The sequence below is a fragment of the Luteimonas sp. MC1895 genome (assembly GCF_016457215.1).
Lineage (GTDB): Bacteria > Pseudomonadota > Gammaproteobacteria > Xanthomonadales > Xanthomonadaceae > Luteimonas.
In genome coordinates this window covers 172737-197474 of the sequence record NZ_JAEMDY010000004.1, presented here as the reverse complement: position 1 = coordinate 197474, position 24738 = coordinate 172737, and the positions used below count along the sequence as shown (strand labels likewise).

At 71.5% G+C, this 24738-nt stretch carries 26 protein-coding genes; 15 read left to right on the top strand and 11 right to left on the bottom strand.

Annotated features, from left to right (window positions below; all coding sequences use genetic code 11):
* Positions 1 to 6 precede the first annotated feature (6 nt).
* On the bottom strand, positions 7 to 570 hold the full coding sequence (locus tag JG616_RS11385; RefSeq protein WP_199392627.1) for a lipocalin family protein: 564 nt from the start codon (positions 568 to 570) through the stop codon (positions 7 to 9).
* Between the two features lie 194 nt (positions 571 to 764).
* Between JG616_RS11385 and JG616_RS11380 the strand changes: the two genes are divergently transcribed.
* The 5 genes from JG616_RS11380 (at position 765) to JG616_RS11360 (ending at position 3083) form a co-directional block, all read left to right on the top strand.
* Entirely contained in the window at positions 765 to 1373 is a 609-nt protein-coding gene (locus JG616_RS11380; protein ID WP_199392626.1) for a cold shock and DUF1294 domain-containing protein, read from the top strand.
* A gap of 14 nt (positions 1374 to 1387) precedes the next feature.
* A complete protein-coding gene (locus tag JG616_RS11375) occupies positions 1388 to 1750 on the top strand; it encodes a VOC family protein (protein WP_199392625.1) in 363 nt (120 codons plus the stop codon).
* Positions 1747 to 2130, top strand: coding sequence for an MAPEG family protein (locus tag JG616_RS11370; RefSeq protein WP_199392624.1), 384 nt, complete (start codon positions 1747 to 1749; stop codon positions 2128 to 2130). The genes JG616_RS11375 and JG616_RS11370 overlap by 4 nt, the downstream gene beginning before the upstream one ends.
* An 89-nt stretch (positions 2131 to 2219) precedes the next feature.
* Positions 2220 to 2717, top strand: coding sequence for a TspO/MBR family protein (locus JG616_RS11365; RefSeq protein ID WP_199392623.1), 498 nt, complete (start codon positions 2220 to 2222; stop codon positions 2715 to 2717).
* A gap of 15 nt (positions 2718 to 2732) precedes the next feature.
* Entirely contained in the window at positions 2733 to 3083 is a 351-nt protein-coding gene (locus tag JG616_RS11360) for a cupin domain-containing protein (RefSeq protein WP_199392622.1), read from the top strand.
* A gap of 146 nt (positions 3084 to 3229) precedes the next feature.
* Here JG616_RS11360 and JG616_RS11355 read toward each other — a convergent pair whose 3' ends face one another.
* Together JG616_RS11355 and JG616_RS11350 are read right to left on the bottom strand one after the other, a co-directional pair.
* A complete protein-coding gene (locus tag JG616_RS11355; RefSeq protein ID WP_199392700.1) occupies positions 3230 to 6088 on the bottom strand; it encodes a TonB-dependent receptor in 2859 nt (952 codons plus the stop codon).
* A gap of 111 nt (positions 6089 to 6199) precedes the next feature.
* Complete coding sequence (locus JG616_RS11350) at positions 6200 to 6997, bottom strand: sulfite exporter TauE/SafE family protein (RefSeq protein ID WP_343225016.1); 798 nt, start codon at positions 6995 to 6997, stop codon at positions 6200 to 6202.
* A gap of 48 nt (positions 6998 to 7045) precedes the next feature.
* Between JG616_RS11350 and JG616_RS11345 the strand changes: the two genes are divergently transcribed.
* Both JG616_RS11345 and JG616_RS11340 read left to right on the top strand, forming a co-directional pair.
* A complete protein-coding gene (locus tag JG616_RS11345; RefSeq protein WP_199392621.1) occupies positions 7046 to 9025 on the top strand; it encodes a lytic transglycosylase domain-containing protein in 1980 nt (659 codons plus the stop codon).
* A 10-nt stretch (positions 9026 to 9035) separates the two neighbouring features.
* On the top strand, positions 9036 to 10274 hold the full coding sequence (locus JG616_RS11340; RefSeq protein ID WP_199392698.1) for a multifunctional CCA addition/repair protein: 1239 nt from the start codon (positions 9036 to 9038) through the stop codon (positions 10272 to 10274).
* Positions 10275 to 10282: 8 nt separating this feature from the next.
* Here JG616_RS11340 and JG616_RS11335 read toward each other — a convergent pair whose 3' ends face one another.
* Positions 10283 to 10711: a VanZ family protein gene (locus JG616_RS11335; protein ID WP_199392620.1), complete on the bottom strand. Its 429-nt coding sequence runs from the start codon at positions 10709 to 10711 to the stop codon at positions 10283 to 10285.
* A gap of 68 nt (positions 10712 to 10779) precedes the next feature.
* Positions 10780 to 11967: an SAM-dependent methyltransferase gene (locus JG616_RS11330; RefSeq protein ID WP_199363178.1), complete on the bottom strand. Its 1188-nt coding sequence runs from the start codon at positions 11965 to 11967 to the stop codon at positions 10780 to 10782.
* An 87-nt stretch (positions 11968 to 12054) separates the two neighbouring features.
* Here JG616_RS11330 and JG616_RS11325 point away from each other — a divergent pair, with 87 nt between their 5' ends.
* A complete protein-coding gene (locus JG616_RS11325) occupies positions 12055 to 12792 on the top strand; it encodes a pteridine reductase (RefSeq protein WP_199392619.1) in 738 nt (245 codons plus the stop codon).
* Positions 12793 to 12861: 69 nt separating this feature from the next.
* Here the strand turns inward: JG616_RS11325 and JG616_RS11320 are convergent, their stop codons facing one another.
* The 5 genes from JG616_RS11320 to tsaD all read right to left on the bottom strand — a co-directional run bounded on the left by JG616_RS11320 (position 12862) and on the right by tsaD (position 17185).
* Positions 12862 to 13695, bottom strand: a complete 834-nt coding sequence (locus JG616_RS11320; protein ID WP_199392618.1) for a DUF6159 family protein — start codon at positions 13693 to 13695, stop codon at positions 12862 to 12864.
* Positions 13696 to 13816: 121 nt separating this feature from the next.
* Positions 13817 to 14326, bottom strand: a complete 510-nt coding sequence (gene folK, locus JG616_RS11315; protein ID WP_199363171.1) for a 2-amino-4-hydroxy-6-hydroxymethyldihydropteridine diphosphokinase — start codon at positions 14324 to 14326, stop codon at positions 13817 to 13819.
* Between the two features lie 89 nt (positions 14327 to 14415).
* A complete protein-coding gene (locus JG616_RS11310; protein WP_199363169.1) occupies positions 14416 to 15687 on the bottom strand; it encodes a mechanosensitive ion channel domain-containing protein in 1272 nt (423 codons plus the stop codon).
* Between the two features lie 21 nt (positions 15688 to 15708).
* Positions 15709 to 16065, bottom strand: a complete 357-nt coding sequence (gene folB, locus JG616_RS11305; protein WP_199363167.1) for a dihydroneopterin aldolase — start codon at positions 16063 to 16065, stop codon at positions 15709 to 15711.
* Between the two features lie 31 nt (positions 16066 to 16096).
* Positions 16097 to 17185: a tRNA (adenosine(37)-N6)-threonylcarbamoyltransferase complex transferase subunit TsaD gene (tsaD, locus tag JG616_RS11300; protein ID WP_199363165.1), complete on the bottom strand. Its 1089-nt coding sequence runs from the start codon at positions 17183 to 17185 to the stop codon at positions 16097 to 16099.
* Positions 17186 to 17368: 183 nt separating this feature from the next.
* Here tsaD and rpsU point away from each other — a divergent pair, with 183 nt between their 5' ends.
* The 7 genes from rpsU (at position 17369) to JG616_RS11265 (ending at position 23763) form a co-directional block, all read left to right on the top strand.
* On the top strand, positions 17369 to 17584 hold the full coding sequence (rpsU, locus tag JG616_RS11295; RefSeq protein WP_143925990.1) for a 30S ribosomal protein S21: 216 nt from the start codon (positions 17369 to 17371) through the stop codon (positions 17582 to 17584).
* 105 nt (positions 17585 to 17689) lie between these two features.
* Positions 17690 to 18136: a GatB/YqeY domain-containing protein gene (locus JG616_RS11290; RefSeq protein WP_199363163.1), complete on the top strand. Its 447-nt coding sequence runs from the start codon at positions 17690 to 17692 to the stop codon at positions 18134 to 18136.
* Positions 18137 to 18292: 156 nt separating this feature from the next.
* Positions 18293 to 19228 (top strand): YihY/virulence factor BrkB family protein, encoded by a 936-nt coding sequence (locus JG616_RS11285; protein ID WP_199392617.1) that lies wholly within the window; start codon positions 18293 to 18295, stop codon positions 19226 to 19228.
* A gap of 102 nt (positions 19229 to 19330) precedes the next feature.
* On the top strand, positions 19331 to 21070 hold the full coding sequence (dnaG, locus tag JG616_RS11280; RefSeq protein WP_199392616.1) for a DNA primase: 1740 nt from the start codon (positions 19331 to 19333) through the stop codon (positions 21068 to 21070).
* 82 nt (positions 21071 to 21152) lie between these two features.
* Complete coding sequence (locus JG616_RS11275) at positions 21153 to 22403, top strand: DNA/RNA non-specific endonuclease (RefSeq protein ID WP_199392615.1); 1251 nt, start codon at positions 21153 to 21155, stop codon at positions 22401 to 22403.
* A 15-nt stretch (positions 22404 to 22418) separates the two neighbouring features.
* Positions 22419 to 22838, top strand: coding sequence for a hypothetical protein (locus JG616_RS11270; protein ID WP_199392614.1), 420 nt, complete (start codon positions 22419 to 22421; stop codon positions 22836 to 22838).
* A 76-nt stretch (positions 22839 to 22914) separates the two neighbouring features.
* Entirely contained in the window at positions 22915 to 23763 is an 849-nt protein-coding gene (locus JG616_RS11265; RefSeq protein ID WP_199392613.1) for an energy transducer TonB, read from the top strand.
* Positions 23764 to 23817: 54 nt separating this feature from the next.
* Here the strand turns inward: JG616_RS11265 and cyoE are convergent, their stop codons facing one another.
* A complete protein-coding gene (cyoE, locus tag JG616_RS11260) occupies positions 23818 to 24738 on the bottom strand; it encodes a heme o synthase (protein WP_199392612.1) in 921 nt (306 codons plus the stop codon).

Below are 24738 nucleotides of genomic sequence, written 5' to 3'. Positions count from 1 at the left end.
GGCCCGTCACTGTTCGGTGCGGATCAGGCGCGAGGTGTCGTAGCCCTTGGCGTGCGCCTTCGCGACCAGGGCGTCGAGCGCTTCCGGGGCGATGGTCTTGTCGCGGGTGAGGAACCAGAGGTACTTGCGGTCCGGCGATCCGACGACCGCCCAGCGGTAGTCCGGGTCGAGGTCGATGATCCAGTAGTCGCCCCACACCGCCGGCAGGAAGGACAGGAAGGCCGGGGCGAAGCGTACCTCGAGCTTCGAGGTGCTGCCCTCCACCTTGCGTGCGATGGCGCGCGCTTCGATGCGCTCGCCCGTGTCCGTGTCGCACTGGTTGACCACGTCGATGCGGCCGTCGTCGCGCAGGCTGTAGCTGGCCGTGGTGTTGGCCACGCAGTTGCGCTGGAAGAACAGCGGCAGGTGGGCCTGCTCGTACCAGGTGCCGGCATACCGCTCGAGGTCCACGGCGGGCACGGCCTCGACCGCCTGGCCCTGTCGGTCGGACGTGTCTTCGGGCTGGGTCAGGGCGACGCCAGGCGCGGCGAGCAGCGCGAGGACGGCCAGCAGGCTGGTGCGACGGGACATGGGCGATCCGGCGTGGACGGGGTGCTCTGGATCCCACAGCGGCTGTGTCGGGGACATGAAGCCGGTCGCGCCGCGGGCGCGTGGCGCGTGTGCGCGCGGACGCGTGGTCCGTTGTGCGCGGCGCGCGCGCGGGCCTACCATCGACCCGTGCCGCCGGGGAGGCGGACACCAGGGAACGGGGAGCGGGAACCACGATGAGACTGGCGGGCCGCATCGCCGACTGGAACGACGACAAGGGCTTCGGCTTCGCCACGCCGAGCGGCGGCGGCACGCGCGCGTTCGTGCACATCAATGCTTTCCAGCGCGGCTCGCGGCGGCCGGTGGAGGGCGACCTGGTGTCCTGGCTGCCGGTCGTCGACGTGCGCGGGCGAACCAACGCCACCCAGGTCCGCCATGCGGGCCAGAAGATCGCGGCCCCGCGGCAGCCCTCGCGCGTTCCACGCGCAGTCCTGGGCACGCTGGCCCTGGTCCTGGTCGCGGCGGCGGGGGTGCTGGGCTGGCTGCCGCTGGTTCTGGTGGGCGCGTACGCGGCCGCGAGCCTGCTGGCCTTCCTCATGTACCGCGGCGATAAGCTCGCGGCCCAGCGCGAGCACCAGCGCACGCCGGAAGCCACCCTGCACCTGGTCGGCCTGCTGTGCGGCTGGCCCGGTGCGCTGATCGCGCAGCAGCTGTTCCGGCACAAGACGGTCAAGCAGCCGTTCCAGCTGGTGTTCTGGGCCACGGTGGCGCTCAACGTGGCGGCGGTGGCCTGGCTGCTCCGGTCCGGATTCGCCGAAGCCCTGCTGGCCGCGTTCGCAAACTGAAACGGAGAAGTCACATGTCGCGGCACGAAAAGATCAATTACGTCGAGTTCCCGTCCCTGGACCTTGACGCCAGCAAGCGCTTCTTCGCCCAGGCCTTTGGCTGGGGCTTCGTCGACTACGGCCCGGACTATGCCGCGTTCGCGGACGCGGGCCTGGACGGCGGGTTCTTCCGCGCCGACGTTGCCGGCCGCACGGAGCGCGGCAGCGCGCTGGTCGTCCTGTACAGCGAGGCGCTCGAGGCGACGCTGGCCAAGGTCGAGGCCGCGGGCGGCGAGATCGTGAAGCCGGTCTTCGCCTTCCCGGGCGGCCGGCGCTTCCACTTCCTCGAGCCGGGCGGCAACGAGCTGGCGGTGTGGACGGAGGCCGACGCGCCATGAACCTTGTCGATCTCGTCGCGCTGCTCGCCGTCGCGCAGCTGGTGTTCTTCGCGGTGCTGGTCGGCCGCGCGCGCGGCCGTTACGGCGTCAAGGCGCCGGCGGTCACCGGCCACGAAGGCTTCGAACGCGCCTACCGCGTGCAGATGAACACCCTGGAGCTGATGGTGGCGTTCCTGCCTGTGCTGTACATCGCGGCGAAGTATTGGCCAGCGGGCACCGTCGCGGGCGTCGGGGCGGTGTACCTCGTCGGCCGCCTCCTCTACTGGCGCAGCTACGTCGCGGCACCCGCCAGCCGCGGGCTGGGCTTCGCGCTGTCGATGTTTCCCATCCTGGCGCTGCTGATCGGCGGGATCGCCGGCGCGCTGCGCGGCTCGACCTGAGCGGGGCTGGGCACGCGCGGCGGCCTTGCCGCCCTGTTCACGTGGCCCGCCCGTAGCGTGGCGGGCTTCCACCAGCCAGGGACGCCGCCATGCACAGGATCACCGGGAAGCAGCAGGTCGTCGGCCTCCTGGCCTGGCTGGCGGTCACCGGCGTCGCGGCGTTCGCCGGCAGCATGGCCTCGCGCCGCTCGCAGGACTTCTACGGGCTGCTGGAACAGCCCGCCTGGGCACCGCCGCCGGAGGTCTTCGGCCCGGTCTGGACGGTGCTGTACATCCTGATGGCGGTGGCGGCGTGGCTGGTCTGGCGCGTGGGCGGCTTCGAGCGCGCGCGCACGGCGCTGACCCTCTACCTGGTGCAGCTGGTGGTCAATGCGCTGTGGAGCTGGCTGTTCTTCGCCTGGCAGATGGGCGGTGCCGCGCTGGCCGACATCGCGCTGATGTGGGTGCTGGTGGCGGCGACGATGCTCGCCTTCTGGAAGCACAGCCGGGTGGCCGCGCTGATGCTGCTGCCCTACCTCGCCTGGATCAGCTTCGCCGCCATGCTCAACCTGAAACTGTGGCAGGCCAATCCCGGCGTGCTCGGCTGATCGAAGGGGGCGAGCATGCAGAAGAAGTCATTGCGCTTCGGCAAGGGGTTCCGCATCGCCGCCGAGGTACGCAAGGCGCAGGCCGCGGAGATGGTGCTGGCACCGGGCGACTGCGAGGGTGGCGAGGACAACCACCATCGCGGTGCCGACCAGTGGCTGTTCGTGGTCGACGGCACCGGCGTCGCCATCGTCGACGGTCGGCGGGTGGCGCTGAAGCCGGGCGTGCTGCTGGTGATCGAGAAGCAGGAACGCCACGAGATCCGCAACACCGGCAGCGTGCTGCTCAAGACCGTGAACTTCTACTACCCGCCGGCCTTCACCGCCGGCGGGAACCCCAAGGGACCGGGCAAGCGCAGGGCGCGTTGACGCGCGTGCGTGCGCAGACCGGGCGGATGTACTTCACCCGCTAGCTTCCCTGGCTGCGCCACGTTGGCACGGGTGCCCTGGCGCTGGCCGGCTTCTTCATCGCACGCGGCGGGACGCGGCCTGTCGCCAGGCCGCGCGCGCATCGCTCAGAACTTCACGCCCACCCGCGCGTAGAAGAACCGGCCCGGCAGGTCGTAGGTCGCCGCGTCGTAGCCGTTGAGCGAGCAGCTCAGGCAGATCGGCGGGTCCTCGCCGGTGAGGTTGTTCACGCCCAGGCTGACGCGCAGGCCGCGCATCCAGGCATCGCTGTTCCAGGACGCCTGCAGGTCGTGGTAGGTGGTGGCATCGAGCCGGTTGAGGTCGGCGGCGCTGTCGTCGCAGATGGCATAGCCGTTGGCGCCGCCGCAGGACTCACGCAGTTCGCCGATGTAACGCATGCCCCAGGCCAGCGCCCAGGGCCCATGGCTCCACTGCGTGGTCAGGCTGGAGGTCCATTCGGGGATCGCGCTGTTGTTGACCTCCACGCCCGGCGCGCGCGGTTCGGCCTGGCCCGACTCGTTGAGCAGCTCGAAGCTCGAGACGAAGGTGGTCTTGGCGTCGAAGCGCAGCTGGCCCCAGTCCTGTTCCGGCAGCAGCCAGCCGAGGCTCAGGTCCCAGCCGTCGGTGCGGATGGTGCCGAGGTTGTCGAGGATGTCGTCGAAACGCACGATCTGGCCGCGCTCGCTGCGGTCGTAGGAGGCGCAGGAGAAGGGATCGGCGTCGAACACGCAGCGGTTGAGGATCACCTGCGCGTCCGGCGCCTGGATCGCATCCTCGATGGTGTGCTTGTAGAAGGTCAGGCCCAGGTCCAGGCGCTCGGACCAGGCCGCGTCGGATGCGAAGCTCGGGCTCCACACCCCGCCCAGGGTCAGGCTGCGGCTCTTTTCCGGCTGCAGCTCGGCATTGCCCGAGGTGACCACCGAGATCTGCGGGTTGGTCTGCACGTAGTCGGCGGGCACGCCCTGCGCCACGCACTCGGGACGCACCGCGTTGCCGGGGCCCGAGCACGGATCGACCAGGGTGGCGTCGAAGCGCGACAGCGTGCCGTACAGCTCGCCGATCGACGGCGCGCGGAAGCCCTGCGCCCAGGTGCCGCGCAGCACCAGCTCCTCGGCCACCTGCCAGCGCAGGCCGAGCTTGCCGGTGCTTTCGCCGCCGAAGGTCGAGTAGTCGGAGTAGCGGCCGGCGATGCTCATGTCGAGCGCGCTGCCGCGTTCGGCGTTGGCGTACAGCGGCACGGCGAGCTCGGCGTAGACCTCGTTGACGTCGTACTCGCCCGCGGTCGGACCCGACGGCACGCCGTTGTACTCGCCGGCCACGGTGATCGGATCGGGCCGGTAGGCGCCTTCGTACTTGCGGTACTCGTAGCCTGCGGCGAAGCCCAGTGGGCCGGCCGGCATCTGCATGAGCGCGCCGGTGATGTTGGCTGACACGAGGGTCAGCGAGTTCTCGCTCTCGTCGCGCACCACCGGCTGGATGAAGGCCAGCATCTCCGGGGTGATGGTGCCGGCGCCGCCGAACACGTTCAGCGGCACGCAGCCGGCGATCGTGGCGCAGGCGGCGGGGTCGCCCAGGGCCTCGTTGATGTGCCGCAGGTTGTAGCTGCCGTAGTTGGTCTGCTCGGCCTTGCTCTCGCTGCGGACCACGTTGACGTCCCAGTCCCAGGGCCGGTCGGCGACGCTGAAGCTGCCGTCGAGGCCTGCCGCCACGTACCAGGTTTCGACGTCCTGCTCGTAGCGGCGCGGGCCGCCTTCCACCGGGCGGCGGCCGAGCAGGAACAGGTTGGCGTCGGGGCCGATGGTGGTGAGGTCGAAGCCGAAGGGGTTGTACGGATTCAGCGCCGAGATCACCAGCGTGCTTTCGCCGTAGGGGTTGTAGATACCGGCGTCGGTGCCGAGGAAGAAGGGTTCCGGTGCCGCCTGGTTGGCGGAGTCGCGCTGGTTGTACAGCGCGCGCACGTAGCCGCCGACGTTGTCATTGAAGGCGAAGCGCACCTGCCCGAACACGGTCTTGCGCTCGGACGGCGTCAGCAGCAGGTTGAAGGGCGCGAAGTTGAAGCGGTCGGCATTGGTGAAGCAGTGGAAGTCGTCGGTGCGCGCGCAGGCCTGGCCGGGGATGAAGGTCGGATCGGTCACCCCGGTATTGGTGGTGATGCTGTGGGTCAGGCCGGTGTTGGGATCCATGAAGACGAAGCGGCCCTGCGGCGTGGCCGAACTGCCGTTGTCGACGCCGGTGCCGGGCACCGGCACGCTGGCGGGTCCGTACTCGGACGAGGCCGACTCCTCCTGCTTGAAGTACGACGCGCCGACGAACCACTGCACGCGGTCATTGCCGCCGCCGTAGCCCATGTCCGCGCCCCAGGTGTCGCCGCCCAGGTCCTCGTAGGTGCCGTAGTGCAGCTCGATGTCGCCGCCCTGCACGTCCTTGCGGGTGATGATGTTGACCACGCCGGCAATGGCGTCGGAGCCGTAGATCGAGGACGCACCGTCCTCCAGCACCTCGATGCGGTCGACCAGCGCCAGCGGGATGGTGTTGAGGTCCACCGCGGAGCCGACGCCCGAGCCCGAGGACTCGTTGACCCAGCGGATGCCGTCGACCAGCACCAGCACGCGCTTGGGCCCGAGGTGGCGCAGGTCGACCGTGGCCGCGCCCGCGCCGACGCCGCCGCCATCGGGCGGGAAGCCGAAGTTGCCGCTGGAGTTGAACTTGGTATTGAGGCCTGCGCCGCTGGCGGTGAGGTTCTGGACGATGTCCGAGACCGACTTGAAACCGCTGCGGTCGATGTCCTCGCGGGTGAGCACCTGCACGGGAACGTGCGTCTCGAGCTCGGACTGCTTGATGCGCGAACCGGTGACGGTCACCGAGTCCAGCGTGGTGGGATCAGCGTCCTGGGCGGACGCGACCGCGGGAGCGGTCAGGAACAGCGCGGCGCAGACGGCGGCCGCAAGCAGGCAAGGCGGGGGCATGGCCATGGAGCTCTCCTGGTGAGCTGGTGCCGGCCCGTTGCCCCCGTGCCGTCGGCGGGCCAGTTGTAAACAAACCGTAAAGCAAGGGCAAGCCCCCTTGGTCCTGCCGGCTCAGCCCTGCAGCACCAGGCTCAGGCCCACGGCCACCAGGAACAGCGCGAACACCCGGCGCAGGGTCGGTCCGCTGATCGCATGCGCCAGGCGCGTGCCCCACGGTGCCGCGAGGACCGAGGTCACCGCCACGCCGATCGCCGCCGGCAGGTAGACATAGCCGACCGCACCTTCGGGCAGCCCGCCCGGCGGTGCGTTGAGCGCATAGCCCAGCGCGCTGCCGATCGCGATCGCCACGCCGCAGGCCGACGACGTTCCGACCGCACGCACCGGGCGCACGCCGCGCCACACCAGCAGGGGCACGGTCATGCTGCCGCCGCCGATGCCGACCACCGCCGACAGCGCGCCGATGCCGCCACCGGCCGCGGTCATCGGCAGGCCGGTGGGCACCACGTCGCCGCCGGTGTCCGCGCGCGCGCCACCAAACGCCATCTGTGCGCCGGCCAGCAGGCAGTAGCCGGCCACGATCCAGCGCAGCACGCTGCCCTCCAGTCCCACCGCAAAGCGGCTGCCCAGCCAGCCGCCGAGCAGCAGGCCCGGCAGCATCCAGGCGACCGTCGGCCACAGCACGCTGCCCCGGCGGTGGTGCGACCAGGCCGAGGACATCGCGGTGAACACGATGCTGCCCATGGACGTCGCGAGTGCAGCGTGCATCGCGAGGTCGGGGGGCACGCCCTGCAGCGGCAGCAGCCACGCCAGCGCGGCCACCAGCACCAGGCCACCGCCGATGCCGAGCAGGCCCGCGAGCACGCCGGCCACCACGCCCAGCAGCGGAAACATCCAGAACCCTTCGATCACGCCAGCTCCTGCAGCATGGGTGCCGGACCCATTCGATATAGTCGCTGCATGCTACCGCCCACCCGTTTCCTGCTGTCCGCGGCGCTCGCGGCGTGCCTGTTGCCCCCTGCCGCCGCCTCGGCCCAGGCGCGACCCGATGACGATCTCGCGCGGCGCGCATTGACCGCGGCGGAGATCGGCCAGCCGGTGCCGCCACTGCGTGCCGACCATCCCCTGCAGGGCTGGGTGGGCCACGCACGGCTCAATCGCGACATCGCCACCCTGGCGCCCGGCCAGGCGCTCGAGTTCCTCGATCGCCACCGCGGCCAGGCCGTGGCCCGCACCTTCCGCGCCGCCTGGCTCGCCGAGCTGGCCAAGCGCAGGGACTGGACGTCCTTCCGCGCCGCCTGGGAGCCGGGCACCGGCTCGGCGGCCCTGGCCTGCAACGAACTCGAGGCCAGGCTGCGCACGGGCGCGGCGGACGCGACGTGGACCGCGGAGGTGCAGCAGCTCTGGCGCGGTGCGGCCCGCTCGCAGCCGGATGCCTGCGATCCCGTGTTCGACGCGCTGGCCGGGCGCGGCGGGCTGGGCGAGGCCGAGCGCTGGGCGCGGATCGAGGCGGCGATCACCGAAGGCCAGCCCGGCGTGGTGCGCAGCGCCGCGCGCGGACTGCCGGATGCGCAGCGCCGCCTGGCCGAGGCCTATGCCGCCTACCTGGGCAACGCCGATGCCAGCGCCGTGTCCTGGCCGAAGGATGCGCGCAGCCGGCTGGCGGCCTCGCACGGCCTGGCCGCGCTGGCCGGCCGCAACCCGGATGCGGCGGAGTCGCTGCTGCCGCAGGTGGCGCAGGCGCTGCAGTTCACCGCGGCCGAGCGCAACCGCGTGCTGTACCAGGTCGCGCTGTGGACCGTGGCCTCGTACCACGACGGTGGTGCGCGCCGCCTGGCCGCCGTGCCCGAGGCCGCCTACGACGAGCGCCTGCACGAGTGGCGCGTGCGCGAGGCCATGGCGCGCTCGGACTGGCGCGCGGCGCTGGCCGGGATCGAGCGCATGGGCCGCACGCAGCGCACCCAGTCGCGTTGGGCCTATTTCGAGGCGCGCCTGCGCGAGCTGACCGGCGACCGCGCGGCGGCACGCCCGCTGTATGCCGCCGCCGCGCGCGATGCCGATTTCCACGGCTTCCTGGCCGCCGACCGCATCGACCAGCCCTATGCGCTGTGCCCGCTGGAGCACGGCGGCAGCGCCGCGGACAAGGCCGCGGTGGCTGCGGATCCGGCGATGCAGCGCGCGATGACGCTGTTCCGCGTCAACCGCGCCGGCTGGGCCACGCGCGAATGGCAGGACGCGCTGTCGCGCTTCAATGACCGGCAGCGGCAGATCGCGGTCGAGATCGCACAGGACAACGGCTGGTTCGACCGCGGCGTGTTCGGCCTGGTCAACGTCGGCGGCGAGCGCAAGCCGGAGGAACTGCGCCTGTACACCCTGCGCTTTCCGCTGCACCACCAGCAGCTGATCCGCGGTGAGTCGGCGCGCAACGGCCTGGATGCCGCCTGGGTCGCGGCCGAGATCCGCGCCGAAAGCACGTTCAATCCGCGCGCGCGCTCGCCGGCCAATGCGCGCGGGCTGATGCAGGTGCTGCCCGAGACCGGCGCCGCCGTCGCGCGCAGGCTGGGCATCCCGTGGTCGGGCGCCGACGCGCTGTTCGACCCGGCCACCAACGTCCGCATCGGCACCGCCTACCTGCGCGAGATGAAAGAGAAATACACCCTGCCCTACGTCGCCATCGCCGCCTACAACGCCGGCCCCACGCCGACCGCGCGCTGGCAGGCGCAGCGCCCGGGCATGGATCCCGGCTTCTGGATCGAGACCATCAGCTACAAGGAAACCCGCGACTACGTGGCGCGCGTGCTCGCCTTCAGCGTGATCTACGACTGGCGCCTGGGCGACCGGCCGGTGGCGGTGAGCGACCGCATGCACGGACGCGTGGGCGCGACGCGAAAGGCGTTTGCCTGCCCCGCTGCCGCGGCGGCGGCGGTTGCGGAAGGCTGAGGGGGCGGACCTGGAGATCTATCTGGTTGGGGGTGCGGTGCGCGACCGGCTGCTGGGGCTGCCGCCGGGAGACCGCGACTGGGTCGTGGTGGGCTCCACGCCCGAGGCGATGCTTTCCGCCGGCTTCCGCGCGGTGGGACGCGACTTCCCGGTGTTCCTGCACCCGGACACCGGCGAGGAGCACGCCTTGGCGCGCACCGAGCGCAAGTCGGCACGCGGCCACCGTGGCTTCGTGGTCGATGCCGCGCCCACGGTGACGCTGGAGGAAGACCTCGGCCGCCGCGACTTCAGCATCAACGCCATCGCCGAACGCCCCGACGGCAGCCTGGTGGATCCGCACGGCGGCCAGGCCGATATCGAGGCGCGCGTGCTGCGCCACGTCGGCCCTGCATTCTCAGAGGATCCCCTGCGCGTGCTGCGCGCCGCGCGCTTCATGGCGCGCTTCGCCGCGCTGGGCTTCACCGTTGCCGACGAGACCGGCGCACTGATGCGCGGGATGGTCGCCGGCGGCGAGCTTGCGGACCTGGTGCCCGAGCGCGTGTGGCAGGAACTGGTGCGCGCGCTGCGTTCGCCGCGGCCTTCAGCCTTCCTGCGCACGCTGCGCGACTGCGGCGCATTGGCGGTGGTCCTTCCAGAGGTCGATGCGCTCTACGGCGTGCCGCAGCGCGCCGAATACCACCCCGAGGTCGACACCGGCGTCCACGTCGAGCTGGTTTGCGACATGGCGGCCACGCTGGCGCCGGGCGACGACGCGATCGGCTTCGCTGCGCTGGTCCATGACCTGGGCAAGGCGCTGACGCCCGACGACGAGCTGCCGAAGCACATCCAGCACGAGCAGCGTGGCGTGCGCCCGGTGCGCGAGCTTGGCGCGCGCCTGCGGGTGCCGGCCGGCCACCGCGACCTGGCCGTGGTGGCCTGCCGCGAACACCTCAACGTGCACCGCCTGGCCGAGCTGCGCGATTCGACCGTGCACGACCTGCTGGCGCGCTGCGACGGCTTCCGCCGCCCTGAGCGGATCGGCCAGCTGGCCACGGTCTGCGAGGCCGACAAGCGCGGCCGCACCGGCCTGCAGGACCAGCCCTATCCGCAGGCCGCGGAACTGGTCCGGCTGCGCGACGCCGCCGCCGCGGTCACCGGCGCGGACATCGCCCATCTGGAGCTGGAAGGCCCAGCGTTCGGCGAGGCATTGCGCAAGGCGCGCGTCGCCGCCATCGGCCGCGCGCGCGCGCTGCGCCGCGACGCGGGCTGATCAGCGCGTCAACCGCGCGCGGCAGGCGCCAGGCGCGCCTCGATCCTCAGCAGCAGGTCGTGCAGCGGGGTGAGCCGCGTGGCCAGCCCGGCGATCACCCCCAGCGTGTTGGCCAGCGCATCCATCCGGTCTTCCATGCGCGTGAAGGCCATCGCGCCCTGCGCATGCTCCAGGCCGATGCCCAGCAGCACCAGGCCCAGCCCCGCGCCCAGCAGCGCGGGCCAGCGCGCGAACAGCTGCACGGCGCTCGCCGCCAGCATGAAATAGGCGAGGAAGTGGTGGAGCTTGTCGCTGCCCGGCGCTTCCGGCAGGTCCGGCGCCGGCATCAGCGAGAACGCCACCACCGCGGCGATCGCCAGGCACCAGAGCGCGCACCAGGCCCACGGCCAGCGCAGGGGCTTGAGCGAACGCCCAAGGCGCGGCCGGCGCGCGGTCATGCGGGCACGCTCACGAGGCCACGCTTCACGAGGGCACGCTTCACGAGGGCGCGCTCACGAATGCACCCTCACAGCCGGAAGCTCAGGTCGCCGGCGAGAAAGGCGGCCTCGAAGGGCACGCCACGCTCGAAGCCCATGGCCTGGAAGCGCTCGCCCATCGCCGACGGCAGGGTGAGCTGCTGCACCTGGCGGCGCAGCGCGTAGCGCGCGGTGTCGTTGGCCGCGCGCGCCTCGTGCGCTTCCAGGCGCTGCTGCAGGCCGTTGCCGAGCAGGAAGGCCGCCTGGCTGTTGTAGCCGGCAAACTCGAAGCCGGCGCCGGTGCCGGCCTCGGCCAGCGCGGTGAAGTCGACCGAGGCGGTGATGTCCTGCAGGCCCACGCGCGCCAGCACGTCGTCGACCACGTGGTGGCGATGGAAGGCACGCAGGGTGCCGCGGTCGCGGGTGGCGGCGTAGTACTCGCGGCGCGGGTAGCCGTAGTCGATGAACAGCATCGCGCCGGCCTGCATGCGGCCCATCACCGCCTGGATCCAGTACGGCAGCTGCGGCAGCAGCTCGGAGCGGTAGCCTTCGGCGAAGTCGCCTTCGCCGCGGTCGCGCTCGACGTGGCGCACGGCCGCGGTCATCAGCGCATCGGCCGGCACTTCGACCAGGCGGAAGCCGCCGTCGGGCGCGCTCGCCACGCCCTCTTCCATGACCTCGCCACGACGGATGACGAAGCGGGGCGTGGGCAGCGCGTCGATCACCTCGTTGGCGAACAGCACGCCGCTCCACTCTTCCTCGCCAAGCGGCCGCTCCAGCCATTCGACGCGCGCGTTCAGCGCCTCCGGCAGTCGCTGGCGGAGTCGCTCGCGCTGGCGTTCGCGCAGGTCGGCGCTGGGCTCGAGGATGGCGTAGCGCGCGGGCAGCGCACCGATCGCGTCCAGGTGCAGGATCGCGGCCTCGGCGAAGGCGCCACTGCCGCCGCCGATCTCGACGAACACGGCGTCGGCGCCCACGTGGCGCAGCGGTGGCGCCAGCGCCTCGGCCACGCACTCGCCGAACAGGCTGCCCAGTTCGGGTGCGGTGATGAAGTCGCCGGCGCGGCCGAACTTGGTGCTGCCGGCGCTGTAGTAGCCCAGGCCGGGCGCGTACAGCGCCAGCTCCATGAAGCGCGAGAACGGGATGGCGCCGCCGGCATCGGCGATCACCGCGTGGATCAGGGCGCGCAGGCGGTCGCTGTGGGCCTGCGCATCGGGGTCGAGCGGGGGAAGCGGCATGGGGGATTCCGTTGCATTGCGCGCGACAGGATACGGAAACGCCCGCCGCGGGACGTTATCGTGTCCTTCCCTGTTACGGAGCCGGTCATGCCGGGAGGCCACCCCGTCGCGCTCGTCACCGGCGCCGCGCGCCGCGTCGGCGCCGCCATCGCGCGCCGGCTGCACGCCGAAGGCTACGACCTGGCGCTGCATTACCGCGGCTCGGCCGGCGAGGCCGCGGCACTGGTGGCCGGGCTCGAGGCTGCCCGCGCGGGCAGCGTGCTGCCGCTGCAGGCCGAGCTGGCCGAGTTCGATCGCCTGCCGGAGCTCGTGGCGCGCACCGTGGGCCGCTACGGGCGTCTCGACGCGCTGGTGAACAACGCCTCGGGCTTCGCGCCCGCGGCCTTCGGCGACATCCACCCCGCGCACTGGGACGCGATGATGGCGGTGAATGCGAAGGCGCCGTTCTTCCTGGCCCAGGCCGCGGCGCCGCACCTGCGCAAGGCCCGCGGCGCCATCGTCAACCTCTCCGACGTCTATGCGCAGACCCCACGCGCCGACCTCGCCACCTACGCGACCAGCAAGGGCGCGCTGGAGGCCGCCACCCGCGCGCTGGCGGTGGCGATGGCCCCGGAGGTGCGGGTCAACGCGGTAGCGCCGGGCGCCATCCTGTGGCCGGACGCGGGCATCGATCCGGCGCTGCAGGCGCGGCTGATGGCAATGACGCCGCTGGGTCGCACCGGCACGCCGGAGGAGATCGCCGGCACGGTGCTGTGGCTGCTGCGCGACGCGACGTACACCACCGGCAGCGTGCTGGCCGTCGACGGCGGACGCCACCTCGGCTGAAGCGGCGCCGGCAGGGTCGCTGCGCGGCGCCGCGGGTCCGGCCGGCGGTTCGTGCGCCCGGCGTCGCGATCAGCGCCTGGGCGCGAAGGCGTGGGCGATGTCGGTGCCCTGGAACGCCGCGGGCAGTTCGTGCGACATCGCATAGCGGTACAGCACCGCGGAGTAGATGCCGGTCAGCGCGGCCTGGTAGACACCCAGCAGCAGCACGCCGATGCCGCAGACCAGCCCGACCGCGACCGCGAGCAGCAGCGACGCCTGCGCTGCGACCACCACCAGCAGGATCGACACCACGATCGCGCCCGCGCTCAGCAGGCCGAAGGCGGCGCCGATGCCGAGCTGGCCCACCGCGTTCTCGCCCCAGGTGCGCTTGAGCAGCGCCACGCTCTGCCGCAGCGCGTCCACCGGCCCGACGTCGCGGCTGACCAGCACCGGCACCACCAGGAAGGTCGCCAGCGTCCAGGCCACGCCCAGGCCGCTGCCGACCAGGCGAACCAGGAAGTTGCTGTCCTTGCCCTTCATCGCCTGCAGCAGCACGCCGACGGTGGCGGCGATCGCCGCATAGCCGAAGATCGCGCCCAGCCGCGACCGTGCGGCCGCGAGTCCGTCCGACAGCGTCGGATCACCGCCTTCGAGCCGGATCATCGCCGCACCCACCAGGGCGCAGTTGAAGAAGATCATCACGCTGTAGGTGCAGAAGTAGAAGGCGAAGCCCAGCAGCGCTCCGCCGAGGCTCCAGCCGTTGGCGAACACGCCCAGTGCGAAGCCCGGCAGCGCGAAGCTGGCCAGCACCACCAGCGTGGCCAGGCCCGAAAGCACCGGGAACAGCATCAGCTCGCGGTCGGAGCGCAGCACCGCGGCGCTTGCCTTCACCATGTCCCAGCTGCGCGAAAACCTGTCGAACATCGCCCCACCCTCCTGCTCTCCGCGCCCCGCGACGGCCGGCTGGCCGCCTCGTCCAACGCATGGATTCCATGACGACGCCTGCGGTGCGGGTGTGACCGGATCCCGCGCCGCGGCCCTGTCTTCAGCCGGCCGCGAGGGCGCCCACGACCGGCAGCGTGACCGCGTGCATCGCGACGCCGCGCTCGTCCGACGCGGCCCACAGCGCGGCGAGGGTGCGCCCGCTCGCCGGCTCGACGATCTCCGGCGCGATCTCCGCCAGCGGCCGCAGCACGAAGGCGTGGCAGAGCTCGCCGCGCGGCAGGCGCAGGTTGCCGGGGCCGCTGCAGATCAGGTCGTCGAACAGCACGATGTCGATGTCCAGCGTGCGGTCGCCGAAGCGCGGGCCGCTGCGGTCGCGGCCATGCGCGTCCTCGAGCGCATGCAGCCAGTCGTTGAGCGCCACCACGTCCAGGTCGGACGCGATCACCGCCGCGGCGTTGACGAAGTCGGCACCCTCGAAGCCCACCGCCGGCGTGCGGTACGCGGCCGACGCGCGGATGTCGCCGAAGCGCTCGCGCAGCGCCGCGAAGGCGATGGCGATGTGGCGCTCGGGATCGACGTTGCTGCCAAGGCTGAGGCAGGCGGTGTGCATGGTCGCGCTCCGTGGGAGCGGCCATGATCGCGCATCGTGCGGCGCCAGCGCGAGCGCCGCCACGCCGCCGCCACGCCCGGCGGCAGGCCTCAGCCGGTTGCCGGGCCGGCGTCGGCGTCGCGCGTGAGCCGCACCTCCACCGGCGCGTCGCTGTGCGCTTGGAACACGCGCAGCCCGAACTCCGGGAGGATCGCCAGCAGGTGGTCGAAGATGTCGGCCTGGATGCCTTCGTAGACGGCCCAGCGCACGTCGTTGGTGAAGCAGTAGATCTCCAGCGGCAGGCCGGCATCGGTCGGCTGCAGCTGGCGCACCATCAGGCTCATGTCCTGGTGCACGCCCGGATGGTTGCGCAGGTACTGCTCGACGTAGGCGCGGAAGGTGCCGAGATTGGTGACGCGACGGCGGTTGACCGGCTCGCCGCCGCGCTCGGCCAGCTTCGCGTTCCAGTCCTGCAGCTCGCTGGACTTGCCGTCGAGATAGGCATCGAGCAGGCGGAAGCGGCGGAAGCGGGCGACTTCATCGGCCTCGAGGAAGCGGGTCGAATGCTGGTCGAGGTAGATCGCGCGCTTGATGCGGCGGCCGCCCGACTCGGTCATGCCGCGCCAGTTCTTGAACGAGTCGCTGATCAGCTTGCGCGTGGGCACCGTGGTGATGGTCTTGTCCCAGTTCTGCACGGTGACCGTGTGCAGGGCGATGTCCATGACGTCGCCGTCGGCGTTCTGGCTGGGCATCTCGATCCAGTCGCCGATGCGCACGCGGCCGTCGCCGCTGATCTGCAGGCTGGCCGCGAACGACAGGATCGTGTCCTGGAAGATCAGCATCAGCACCGCGCTGGCCGCGCCCAGGCCGGTCAGCACGTGCACCAGGTCGACGCCCGCCAGCAGCGCCACCGAACCCAGCGCCGCCATCACCAGGGCGATGATCTTGGCGACCTGCAGGTAGCCCTTGATCGGCTTGTTGCGCGCGTCGGGACGACGCTCGTAGACCTCGTTGGCGACGTCGAGCGCGTGGCCGAAGGCCAGCGCCACGGTGAAGATCACGAACACCCGGCACAGGCCGGTGACGAAGGCCACGAACTGCGGCGGCAGGTCGGGCACCAGGCCGATGCCGGCGCCGATCACCAGCGCCGGCACCACGTTGGCCAGGCGCGAGATCACCCGCATCCGGCTGATCGAGTCTCCGGCATAGCCGGTCAGCGTGGCCACGCGCGCGAGCACGTGGCGCAGGCCGCGCAGCAGGATGCGCCGGGTGACGAAGTTGGCCAGCCACGCCACCAGCAGCAGGGCGGACAGCATGATGAGCGCATAGGCCCAGGGGTATGGCGCCAGCGCGTCGCGCAGCGCATCGAGTCGGACTTGCATGGGATCTCCGGTTGCGACGGATCAGCCGCCCCGCGTGCGCTCGATCACCACGCCGACCGCGCGCGCGCCGCGCACGGCGCCGGGCTTGCTGAGCTTCAATCGTAGCCGCTGGACGTTGAACTCCCGCAGCACGACCTCCGCGCAGCGCTCGGCCAGCGTCTCCACCAGCCCATCGTCCGACTGCGAAACCACCTCGACCAGGCGCTTGCTGACGGCCTTGTAGTTGAGGGTGTCGGCGATGTCGTCGCTCGCGGCCGGCACGCGGTTGTCGAACGCCATCTCGAGGTCGAACACCAGCGTCTGGCGGATGCGCCGCTCCCAGTCGTAGATGCCGATCAGGGCCTCGATCTCGAGCCCTTCGATGAAGACGTGGTCCATGGCGGGCCGGGTCCTGGCGGGGCGCGCCAGCTTAGCGCGACGGGGCGTCGGGACCCGCCGCGTGGGCCGCGGCGGAGGCGTCGCCGGTGCGGGCCGCGACTTCAGGCAGCGCGGCCATGTCCCAGCGCGGGGTGACGTGCACCGCGTCGGGCTCGCGCTGCCCGCCCTCGAGCCGCAGCGCGCCGGCGAAGGCGATCATCGCGCCGTTGTCGGTGCACAGCGCGGGGCGCGGGAAACAGGCGCGGCCGCCGCGCTTGGCCGCCATCGCCTGCAGGCGCGCGCGCAGGCGGCGGTTGGCACCGACGCCGCCCGCCACCACCAGGGTGTCGCAGCCGGCGGCGTCCAGCGCGCGCGCGCACTTGATCGCCAGCGTGTCGACCACCGCGTCCTCAAAGGCGCGGGCGATGTCGGCGCGGGTGGCGTCGGACTGGTCGCTGTCGCGCCAGGCCAGCATCACCTGGGTCTTCAGGCCGCTGAAGCTGAAGTCGAGGCCGGGGCGGTTGGTCATCGGCCGCGGGAAGCTGAAGCGTCCGGGCGTCCCGGCTTCGGCCAACGCCGCCAGCTGCGGCCCGCCGGGATAGGGAAGGCCCATCAGCTTGGCGGTCTTGTCGAAGGCCTCGCCGGCGGCGTCGTCCAGGGTCTCGCCCAGCAGCCGGTAGCGGCCGATCGCATCCACGGCCACCAGCTGGGTGTGCCCGCCCGACACCAGCAGGGCGACGAAGGGCGGCTCGGGCGGGTCGTCCTCCATCAGCGGGGCCAGCAGGTGGCCTTCCATGTGGTGGACGCCGACCGCGGGCAGGTCGAGCGCCCAGGCCAGCGACCGCGCCACGCCGGCACCGACCAGCAGCGCGCCGACCAGGCCGGGGCCGGCGGTGTAGGCGACGCCGTCGAGGTCGCCGACGTCCAGACCGGCCTCGGCCAGGGTCTGGCGGATCAGCGGCAGCAGCTTGCGCACGTGGTCGCGGCTGGCGAGCTCGGGCACCACGCCGCCGTATTCCGCATGCAGGGCGATCTGGCTGTAGACCGCGTGCGCCAGCAGCCCGTCCGCGCCGGACCGGCCGGTGTCGTAGACGGCGACGCCGGTTTCGTCGCAGCTGGTTTCGATGCCGAGGACTTTCATGGGGGGCGATCGCGGCTGTAGCCGCTCCTACAGGTTGGGGCGTGTGGCGGGCCGGTGAGGGGCGTGTGGCGGGGCGGTCCGTGGCCGTGGTTCTCCGGCGGGTTTGCACCGGTCACGCGTCGCGGCTATGATACGCGGCTCGCCGGGGGGAAACCGGCGCACCCTGACACCAGAGATTTTCCAATGCCCAGCGTCAAAGTCCGCGAAAACGAGCCCTTCGAGTTTGCCCTCCGCCGCTTCAAGCGCACCTGCGAAAAGGCCGGCGTCCTCGCCGAGACCCGCAAGCGCGAGTTCTACGAGAAGCCGACGCAGGAGCGCAAGCGCAAGGCTGCCGCGGCGGTGAAGCGCCAGTCGCGCCGGACCTCGCGCGACGTCACCAAGCGCCAGCGCATGTACTGATCCGGCCTGCCGGCGCCCTGCGCGCCGCGGTCGAGATCGCACCCTGAAGCCGGCACGCGCAAGCGTCGCCGGCTTTTCGTGTTCACGCAAACCGGAGCATCCAGCATGAGCCTCAAGCAGCGCCTCACCGACGACATGAAGGCCTCCATGAAGGGCGGCGACAAGGCCAGCCTGGGCGTGATCCGCCTGGTCCAGGCCGCGGTCAAGCAGCGCGAGGTCGACGAGCGGGTCGAGCTCGATGACGTGCAGGTCCTGGCGGTGATGGAGAAGATGGTCAAGCAGCGCAAGGACTCGGTCAGCCAGTTCGAGGCCGCCGCGCGCGAGGACCTGGCCGCGATCGAGCGCGCCGAAATCGAGGTCATCCAGCGCTACCTGCCCGAGAAGATGGGCGAGGCGGAGGTGCAGGCCGCGATCGACGCCGCCATCGCCGAGACCGGCGCCGGCACCCCGGCCGACATGGGCAAGGTGATGGCCGTGCTCAAGCCGAAACTCGCCGGCCAGGCCGACATGGGCCAGGTGTCCGCACTGCTGAAGAAGTCGCTCGCCGGCTGATCCGGCCGGCCGCCCGCCCCGCCCTTGTAGGAGCGGCTAAAGCCGCGATGCTTTCGGAGCGCGGCCGCCCCGCTGCACGTGATCGCGGCTTTAGCCGCTCCTACAGGGGCACTCTCGCCACGCGGCTTGCACGCGCAGGCCCGCATCCTGCGGGCCATGGCTGAATTCATCACCGGGCGCCTCAAGTCCAGCTTCGAGCGGCTGCAGCAGTCGCTGCCCTACGCGATCGCACAGCGCTTCGTCGAAGTCGACATCCTCACCCACGCGGCCTCGCTGACCTTCTTCGCCCTGCTGTCCCTGGCGCCGCTGCTGGTGCTGCTGCTGTGGCTGACCGCCTCGCTCTATCCGACGGCCCAGCAGGCGCTGCTCGAACAGGTGCAGGCGATCGCCGGCACCGGCGCCGGGCAGGTCGCCAGCACCGTGCTGGAAAACGCCAGCACCGAGCCCGACGTCGGCTCGCTGGCCGGGCTGTGGAGCACCGGGCTGCTGTTCTTCGGCGCCACCGCGGTGTTCGCGCGCCTGCAGGGCACGCTGAACCTGATCTTCCATACCTCCGGCGAGCAGGTACGCGGCGGCATGCGCGCCTGGCTGCGCAAGCGCGTGTTCTCGTTCGGCGTGGTGCTGGCGCTGGGTTTCCTGCTACTGGTCTCGGCGGCGCTGACCACCGCGCTCGAGATCTGGTTCGCCGGTTCGCCCACCCTGCCGGTGCTGGGCAACCTGGCGTCGCTGGCGCTGTATGCGCTGGCCTTCGCGCTGATGTACCACTACCTGCCCGACCGCCGCGTGCGCTGGCAGCAGGCCTTCCTGGGCGGCGCGCTCACCGCGCTGCTGTTCGTGGTCGGCCGCTGGGGCATCGGCCTGTACATCACCGAAGCGGCGCCGGGCAGCGCCTACGGCTCGATGGGCACCCTGGTCGTGCTGCTGGTCTGGCTGTACTACGCCGCCGTGGTGTTCTTCGTCGGCGCGATGATCACCGCGGTGATCGACGAACGCTGGCGCTTCAGCGACGTCCACCGCCGGCTGGAGGAGCGCGCGGCCCGCCGCGGCCGGCGCGGCACCCGCCCCCTGCAGGAGCGGCTGCAGCCGCGCTAGGCGTCGGCTGATTCCGGTCGATCCAGGGGCATTCCGGCGTCCGCCGTCGCGGCTGTGCCGCTCCTACAGGGCGTGCGGGTGCATGCGATCATGGCCGCTGCCATGGCCCGCCTCTCCGACGCTTTCATCGACGACCTGCTCGCCCGGACGGACATCGTCGAGGTGATCAACCTGCGCGTGCCGCTGAAGCGCCAGGGACGCGAGTATTCGGCGCGCTGTCCGTTCCACGACGAGCGCTCGCCCTCGTTCACGGTCTCGCCGAACAAGCAGTTCTACCACTGCTTCGGCTGCGGTGCGCATGGCACCGCGATCTCCTTCCTGATGAACTTCGACCGCCTCGAATTCCTCGATGCGGTGGACGAGCTGGCCAAGCGCGTCGGCATCGAAGTGCCGCGCGAGACCCGCCAGCACAACGAGAACCCGGACAGCCGCGACATGTACGCGGTGCTCGACGAGGCCGCGCGCTTCTACCGCGCCGCCCTCGTGCCCGGCACCGAGGCCGACGACTACCTCTCGCGCCGCGGCATGGATGCGTCGATCCGCGAGCAGTTCGGCATCGGCTACGCGCCGGGCGGCTTCTCGGCGCTGAAGGACGCGCTGGGCAGCAATCCGCGCCGGGTCTCGCTGCTCGAACGCACCGGCATGCTGTCGAAGAACGACCGCGGCCACAGCTACGACAAGTTCCGCGACCGGGTGATGTTCCCGATCCACGACCGCCGTGGCCGCGTGATCGCCTTCGGTGGACGCGTGCTGCGCGCGGAGGATTCGCCCAAGTACCTCAACTCGCCCGAGACACCGCTGTTCCACAAGGGCCGCGAGCTCTACGGACTGTGGCAGGTGCGCCAGGCCCACCAGAAGATCGCGCGGCTGGTGGTGGTCGAGGGCTACATGGACGTGGTCGCGCTGTTCCAGCACGGCATCAGCGAAGCGGTGGCCACCCTGGGCACCGCGACCACGCCGGACCATGCCGAACTGCTGTTCCGCAACGCGCCCGACGTGTACTTCTGCTTCGACGGCGACGCCGCCGGACGTCGCGCCGCCGCGCGCGCGATGGAGTCGGTCCTGCCGCGCATGAAGGACGGCCGCCAGGCGTTCTTCCTGGTCCTGCCCGACGGCGAGGATCCCGACACCATCGTCCGCAACGAGGGCGCGCCCGGCTTCGAGGCGCGGCTGGCGGCGGCGACGCCGCTGTCGCAGTTCCTGTTCGACCACCTGGCCGAGGACGGCATCAACCTGGCCACGCTCGACGGCAAGGCGCGACTGGCCGAGCGCGCCAAGCCGATGCTCGCGCAGCTGCCCGACGGCGCCTTCGCCGACCTGATGCAGCAGCGGCTGACCGAGCTCACCGGCGTCGGCGCCCGCTCCGCGCCGCCCGAGGTGCACGTCCCCGCCGCGCGCGCCCGCCGCGCGCGGCCCGGTACCGCCCCGCGACGCAGCCTGGTGCGCAGCGCGATCACCCTGCTGCTGCAGAAGCCGCAGCTGGCCCTGGAGCTGCAGCCGCCGTTCCGCTTCACCGCCCTGCGCCAGCCGGGGGTGGAGCTGCTGACCGAGCTGGTGGCGATCGTCAGTGCGCGACCGGACATCGGCACCGGGGCGATCCTGGCCCACTTCGAAGGCCGTCCGGAAGCCGAGTCCCTGCACAAGCTTGCCGCGATCGACATGCCCGGCGACGAGGCCGGCTGGGCGCGCGAATTCCTCGATGCCGTGGCCCAGCTGGATGGCCAGATGTTCCAGCAGCGCGTCGACGAGCTGCTCGCCAAACAGCGCGAGGACGGCCTGGATGCGACCGACAAGGCCGAGCTGCGCGAGCTGCTGCAGGCGCGGGGCGCGGGGCGCGGCTGAGGCGGGTCAGGGTTTTCCCCAATGGTCGGCCTGGCGACGCCCGCGTACCGTCCAGTACGTTCGCGCCAACGCAGCTGACGCCATGTCCTTCGAAGCCCCCAGCCTGTTCGCCCCCCTGCTCCCGCCGCAGCCCTGGCGCGGTGCCATCGACAGCCTGCTGCGCGCCGGCGAGGAGCGGGCGCCGGAGCTCGACCCCGCGCTGCTGGACGCCGACCCCGCAGACGTCAGCTTCGCGCTGGACCCGCGCAGCGTGGTCACCGGCAACGAGAAGTCCACGCAGTGGAACACCAGCTACGAGGTCCGCGGCGAGATGACCGTGCGCGGACCCGGCAGGGCCGCGAGCGAGGTGCCCGTGCGCTACGAGGTCACCCTGCGCAACGAGGAAGCAACGCCGGCGGCGATGACCGCGGTGAATCCCTTCGATCCGTCGACCATCCCGCCGCGCACCCGCATCGACGTGCATGGCGCCGACTACGTGGGCACCGCGCTGGAGCCCGCGTTCCGCGAGCTGGCCGCGGCCAACAACCTCGACTCGATCGAAGACCTGCGCCTGTCGCTGGAGATGACCGAAAAGAAGGGCCTGCGCGTGATGTCGGGCGCGGAGCGCCTGTTCGACGCGCCGCGTGACGGCGGGCCCGGCTCGCCGGCGCTGGCACGCGAGGACTTCACCCGCCACACCACGATGCTGTCCGACCCGGCCGGCGCCGACCTCGCGCAGTACACGCGCATGCTGCTGACCGGCCAGGTGCCCGACGCCACCGTGCGGATCAGCGAGGACGTGGAGCCGGGTGAAGTCGCGGGTGCCGTCACCGAGGCCGGCTCCGGCGAGGTCAACGACATCACCTGGACGCTGGACGCCGAGGGCCGGCCCACCGGCGCCGAGGCCGTGCTGACCTGGGAGCCCTCGAGCCGCGGCCGCGACTCCGACCGCATCGAGGCCAATGCGCAGAGCGGCTTCCGCGTCGACAACGACATGAAGGGCAGCGGCGACGACGTCGGCCACCTGGTGGCCTACCGCTTCGCGCAGGGACACGGCGAAGTGAACATGTTCCCGCAGTTCTCGAGCTTCAACCAGGGCGCCTACGCGCGCATGGAGCAGGAGTGGAGCGACTGGATCGGCGCCGGCATGGAGGTGCGGATCGACATCGACCTCGTGCGCAACGACGCCGCCCGGCCCGACGAAGTGCACGTCGACTACGCGGTCATCGACCCGGTCACCGGCAGCGTGGTCTACGACCCCTCGCTGCTGGCCTTCGGCAACAGCGCCGGCCAGTCCTTCGACGCGATCGCGGCCAACCGCATGCCCGACCTGATCGACAGGGCCGCGGCCTGACGGCAGACTGCCCGCATGCACGCAGGCCCTGCGCTGGACCGAAATGAACTGATCGCCCGCATCGGCCGGCTGCTGGTGGCCGATGCCGCGGTGTCGGACGGCGCGTGGCATGGCTATGCCTTGATCGTGCGCTACGGCGATGGCGCCATCGCGCGCCGCATGACCGGCTTCCGCTACGACGCGGACGGCGCGTACTTGGCGGCCACGCCCGACGCCGACGCGCTGGGTCCCGCCTTCGACGACCTGCGTGACGCCACCCGCGTGCCCGGCAAGGAACCCTGGGGCGCCTGCGTGCTGCGCCTGTGGCGCGAAGGCGGGCGCATGGCCGTGGAGTTCGAATACGACGACCCCGGACAGTGGGACGTCACGCCGGCCACGCTGGGCGAGGTCGCGCGCCGCGCACGTCCGGCCGGCCCCGAGACGCCAGGCGCGTGAACGGCTGACCCCGATTGCAGGCCACCTGCCGCCGCGCTACGGTGCCGGAACCAGGGAGACGCAGGGGAATACAGGGATGTTTCGATTGATTCTGTTGCTCGCGCTCGCCGCCGCACCGTTCACGGTGCAGGCGCAGAGCGAAGCCGAAGTCCGCGCCCAGGCGCAGGCCTCCATGGTCGTATCGGGAAGCCTCGACATCGAGCCCGACGGCCTGGTGTCGTCGCTCGCGCTCGAGAAGGAAGACCAGCTGCCGGCGTACGTCGTCCGGGCCGCCAGGAACGCCGTCGCGACCTGGCGGTTCGAACCGGTCATCCTGGATGGGGTCGCAAGGCCTGTCCGTCTGTTCATCAGGCTGCGCGTGGTGGCCGTTCCCGCCGACGACGGTGGGCTCACGCTTTCGATCGGCGGCGTCAGCTTCCTGGACAGGGACGTACCGGCGACCGACGGCTTCGAATCGATCCGCCAGCTGCCGCCCGAATACCCCTACTACGCGCTGGAGCGCAATGCCAGCGGCGACGTCTACCTGCTGCTGGAGATCAACCGCGAAGGCCGCGTGGCCCGGAGCGCCGTGGAACGGGTCAACCTGCGCGGGGTCGCCGACGAGCCCACGATGCACAAGCTGCGTCGTCATTTCTCCGAAGCCGCCCTCAAGGCGGCGCGCAGGTGGCACTTCAGGCCGCCGAGCACCGGCCCGGATGCAGGCGAGCCCTCGTGGACGGCCCGCGTACCGGTCTCGTACGTCATGCACGGCACCGTCCAGTCGGACCAGTACGGCAAGTGGACCGCCTATGTACCCGGTCCGGTCCAGAGTGCGCCGTGGCTCGAGGATCGTGCCGCGGATGCCAATGACGCGATCGCCAGCGGCAGCATCCAGCTCGTGGGCGCTGGTCCGAAGCTGCTGACCCCGCTGCAGCCCGAAGGCTGATCAGGCGGGGTCCGCCCCGGTCCTGCACAACGCGTTCGCGCAGGACGGCCCGTCCTACCCCACCCGCCGCAGCTCCAGCAGCGGCGACGGCTGCAGGAACGGCAGCAACCAGTGGTCGACCAGCAGGAAGGCGAACAGCGCCATCAGGTAGACCACCGAGTAGTTGAAGACGCGCATCGGGTAGAAGTCGTCCGGTGGGTCCATCAGGCGCCAGGCATGCCAGAGGAAGACCAGGCCCAGCACCAGCGCACCGCCGAGGTAGAACAGGCCGCTCATGCCCACCGCCCAGGGCAGCACCGTCACCACCAGCAGCAGCACGGTGTACAGCAGGATCTGCCAGCGCGTGTACTGGACGCCGTGGGTGACCGGCAGCATCGGCACCAGCGCGCGCGCGTAGTCCTCGCGGCGGAAGATCGCCAGCGCCCAGAAGTGCGGCGGCGTCCACACGAAGATGATCAGCACCAGCAGCAGCGCGTGCGCCCAGTCCCACTCGTTGCGCATGCCGGTCACCGCGGCCCAGCCCAGCAGCGGCGGCGCCGCGCCGGCGATGCCGCCGATGACGATGTTCTGCGGCGTGGCGCGCTTGAGGAAGCCGGTATAGACGATGGCGTAGCCGATCAGCGAGGCGAACGTCAGCAGCGCCGTGACCGGATTGACCAGTGCGACCAGGATCACCATCGACAACGTGCCCAGGAATACCGCGAACGCGAGCACCTGGGCAGGTTTCAGCGCGCCCGTCGCCAGCGGCCGGTCGGCGGTGCGCACCATCACCTTGTCGATGCGCTGGTCGATCAGGTGGTTGATCGCGGCCGCGGACGCCGCCGCCAGCCAGATGCCGATGAAGCCGAACACCGACTGGCGCAGTGGCGGCAGTCCCGGCACCGCCATGAACATGCCGACGAAGGCGGTGAACACGATCAGCGCCACCACGCGCGGCTTGGTCAGCTGCCAGTACTGGTCGAGGTTGGCGCGCAT

Excerpts from the sequence above, each read along its gene's own strand:
- JG616_RS11385 (WP_199392627.1), bottom strand. The coding sequence starts at position 570 with ATGTCCCGTCGCACCAGCCTGCTGGCCGTCCTCGCGCTGCTCGCCGCG.
- JG616_RS11380 (WP_199392626.1), top strand. The coding sequence starts at position 765 with ATGAGACTGGCGGGCCGCATCGCCGACTGGAACGACGACAAGGGCTTC.
- JG616_RS11375 (WP_199392625.1), top strand. The coding sequence starts at position 1,388 with ATGTCGCGGCACGAAAAGATCAATTACGTCGAGTTCCCGTCCCTGGAC.
- JG616_RS11370 (WP_199392624.1), top strand. The coding sequence starts at position 1,747 with ATGAACCTTGTCGATCTCGTCGCGCTGCTCGCCGTCGCGCAGCTGGTG.
- JG616_RS11365 (WP_199392623.1), top strand. The coding sequence starts at position 2,220 with ATGCACAGGATCACCGGGAAGCAGCAGGTCGTCGGCCTCCTGGCCTGG.
- JG616_RS11360 (WP_199392622.1), top strand. The coding sequence starts at position 2,733 with ATGCAGAAGAAGTCATTGCGCTTCGGCAAGGGGTTCCGCATCGCCGCC.
- JG616_RS11355 (WP_199392700.1), bottom strand. The coding sequence starts at position 6,088 with ATGCCCCCGCCTTGCCTGCTTGCGGCCGCCGTCTGCGCCGCGCTGTTC.
- JG616_RS11345 (WP_199392621.1), top strand. The coding sequence starts at position 7,046 with ATGCTACCGCCCACCCGTTTCCTGCTGTCCGCGGCGCTCGCGGCGTGC.
- JG616_RS11335 (WP_199392620.1), bottom strand. The coding sequence starts at position 10,711 with ATGACCGCGCGCCGGCCGCGCCTTGGGCGTTCGCTCAAGCCCCTGCGC.
- JG616_RS11330 (WP_199363178.1), bottom strand. The coding sequence starts at position 11,967 with ATGCCGCTTCCCCCGCTCGACCCCGATGCGCAGGCCCACAGCGACCGC.
- JG616_RS11325 (WP_199392619.1), top strand. The coding sequence starts at position 12,055 with ATGCCGGGAGGCCACCCCGTCGCGCTCGTCACCGGCGCCGCGCGCCGC.
- JG616_RS11320 (WP_199392618.1), bottom strand. The coding sequence starts at position 13,695 with ATGTTCGACAGGTTTTCGCGCAGCTGGGACATGGTGAAGGCAAGCGCC.
- folK (WP_199363171.1), bottom strand. The coding sequence starts at position 14,326 with ATGCACACCGCCTGCCTCAGCCTTGGCAGCAACGTCGATCCCGAGCGC.
- JG616_RS11310 (WP_199363169.1), bottom strand. The coding sequence starts at position 15,687 with ATGCAAGTCCGACTCGATGCGCTGCGCGACGCGCTGGCGCCATACCCC.
- folB (WP_199363167.1), bottom strand. The coding sequence starts at position 16,065 with ATGGACCACGTCTTCATCGAAGGGCTCGAGATCGAGGCCCTGATCGGC.
- tsaD (WP_199363165.1), bottom strand. The coding sequence starts at position 17,185 with ATGAAAGTCCTCGGCATCGAAACCAGCTGCGACGAAACCGGCGTCGCC.
- rpsU (WP_143925990.1), top strand. The coding sequence starts at position 17,369 with ATGCCCAGCGTCAAAGTCCGCGAAAACGAGCCCTTCGAGTTTGCCCTC.
- JG616_RS11290 (WP_199363163.1), top strand. The coding sequence starts at position 17,690 with ATGAGCCTCAAGCAGCGCCTCACCGACGACATGAAGGCCTCCATGAAG.
- JG616_RS11285 (WP_199392617.1), top strand. The coding sequence starts at position 18,293 with ATGGCTGAATTCATCACCGGGCGCCTCAAGTCCAGCTTCGAGCGGCTG.
- dnaG (WP_199392616.1), top strand. The coding sequence starts at position 19,331 with ATGGCCCGCCTCTCCGACGCTTTCATCGACGACCTGCTCGCCCGGACG.
- JG616_RS11275 (WP_199392615.1), top strand. The coding sequence starts at position 21,153 with ATGTCCTTCGAAGCCCCCAGCCTGTTCGCCCCCCTGCTCCCGCCGCAG.
- JG616_RS11270 (WP_199392614.1), top strand. The coding sequence starts at position 22,419 with ATGCACGCAGGCCCTGCGCTGGACCGAAATGAACTGATCGCCCGCATC.
- JG616_RS11265 (WP_199392613.1), top strand. The coding sequence starts at position 22,915 with ATGTTTCGATTGATTCTGTTGCTCGCGCTCGCCGCCGCACCGTTCACG.
- cyoE (WP_199392612.1), bottom strand. The coding sequence starts at position 24,738 with ATGCGCGCCAACCTCGACCAGTACTGGCAGCTGACCAAGCCGCGCGTG.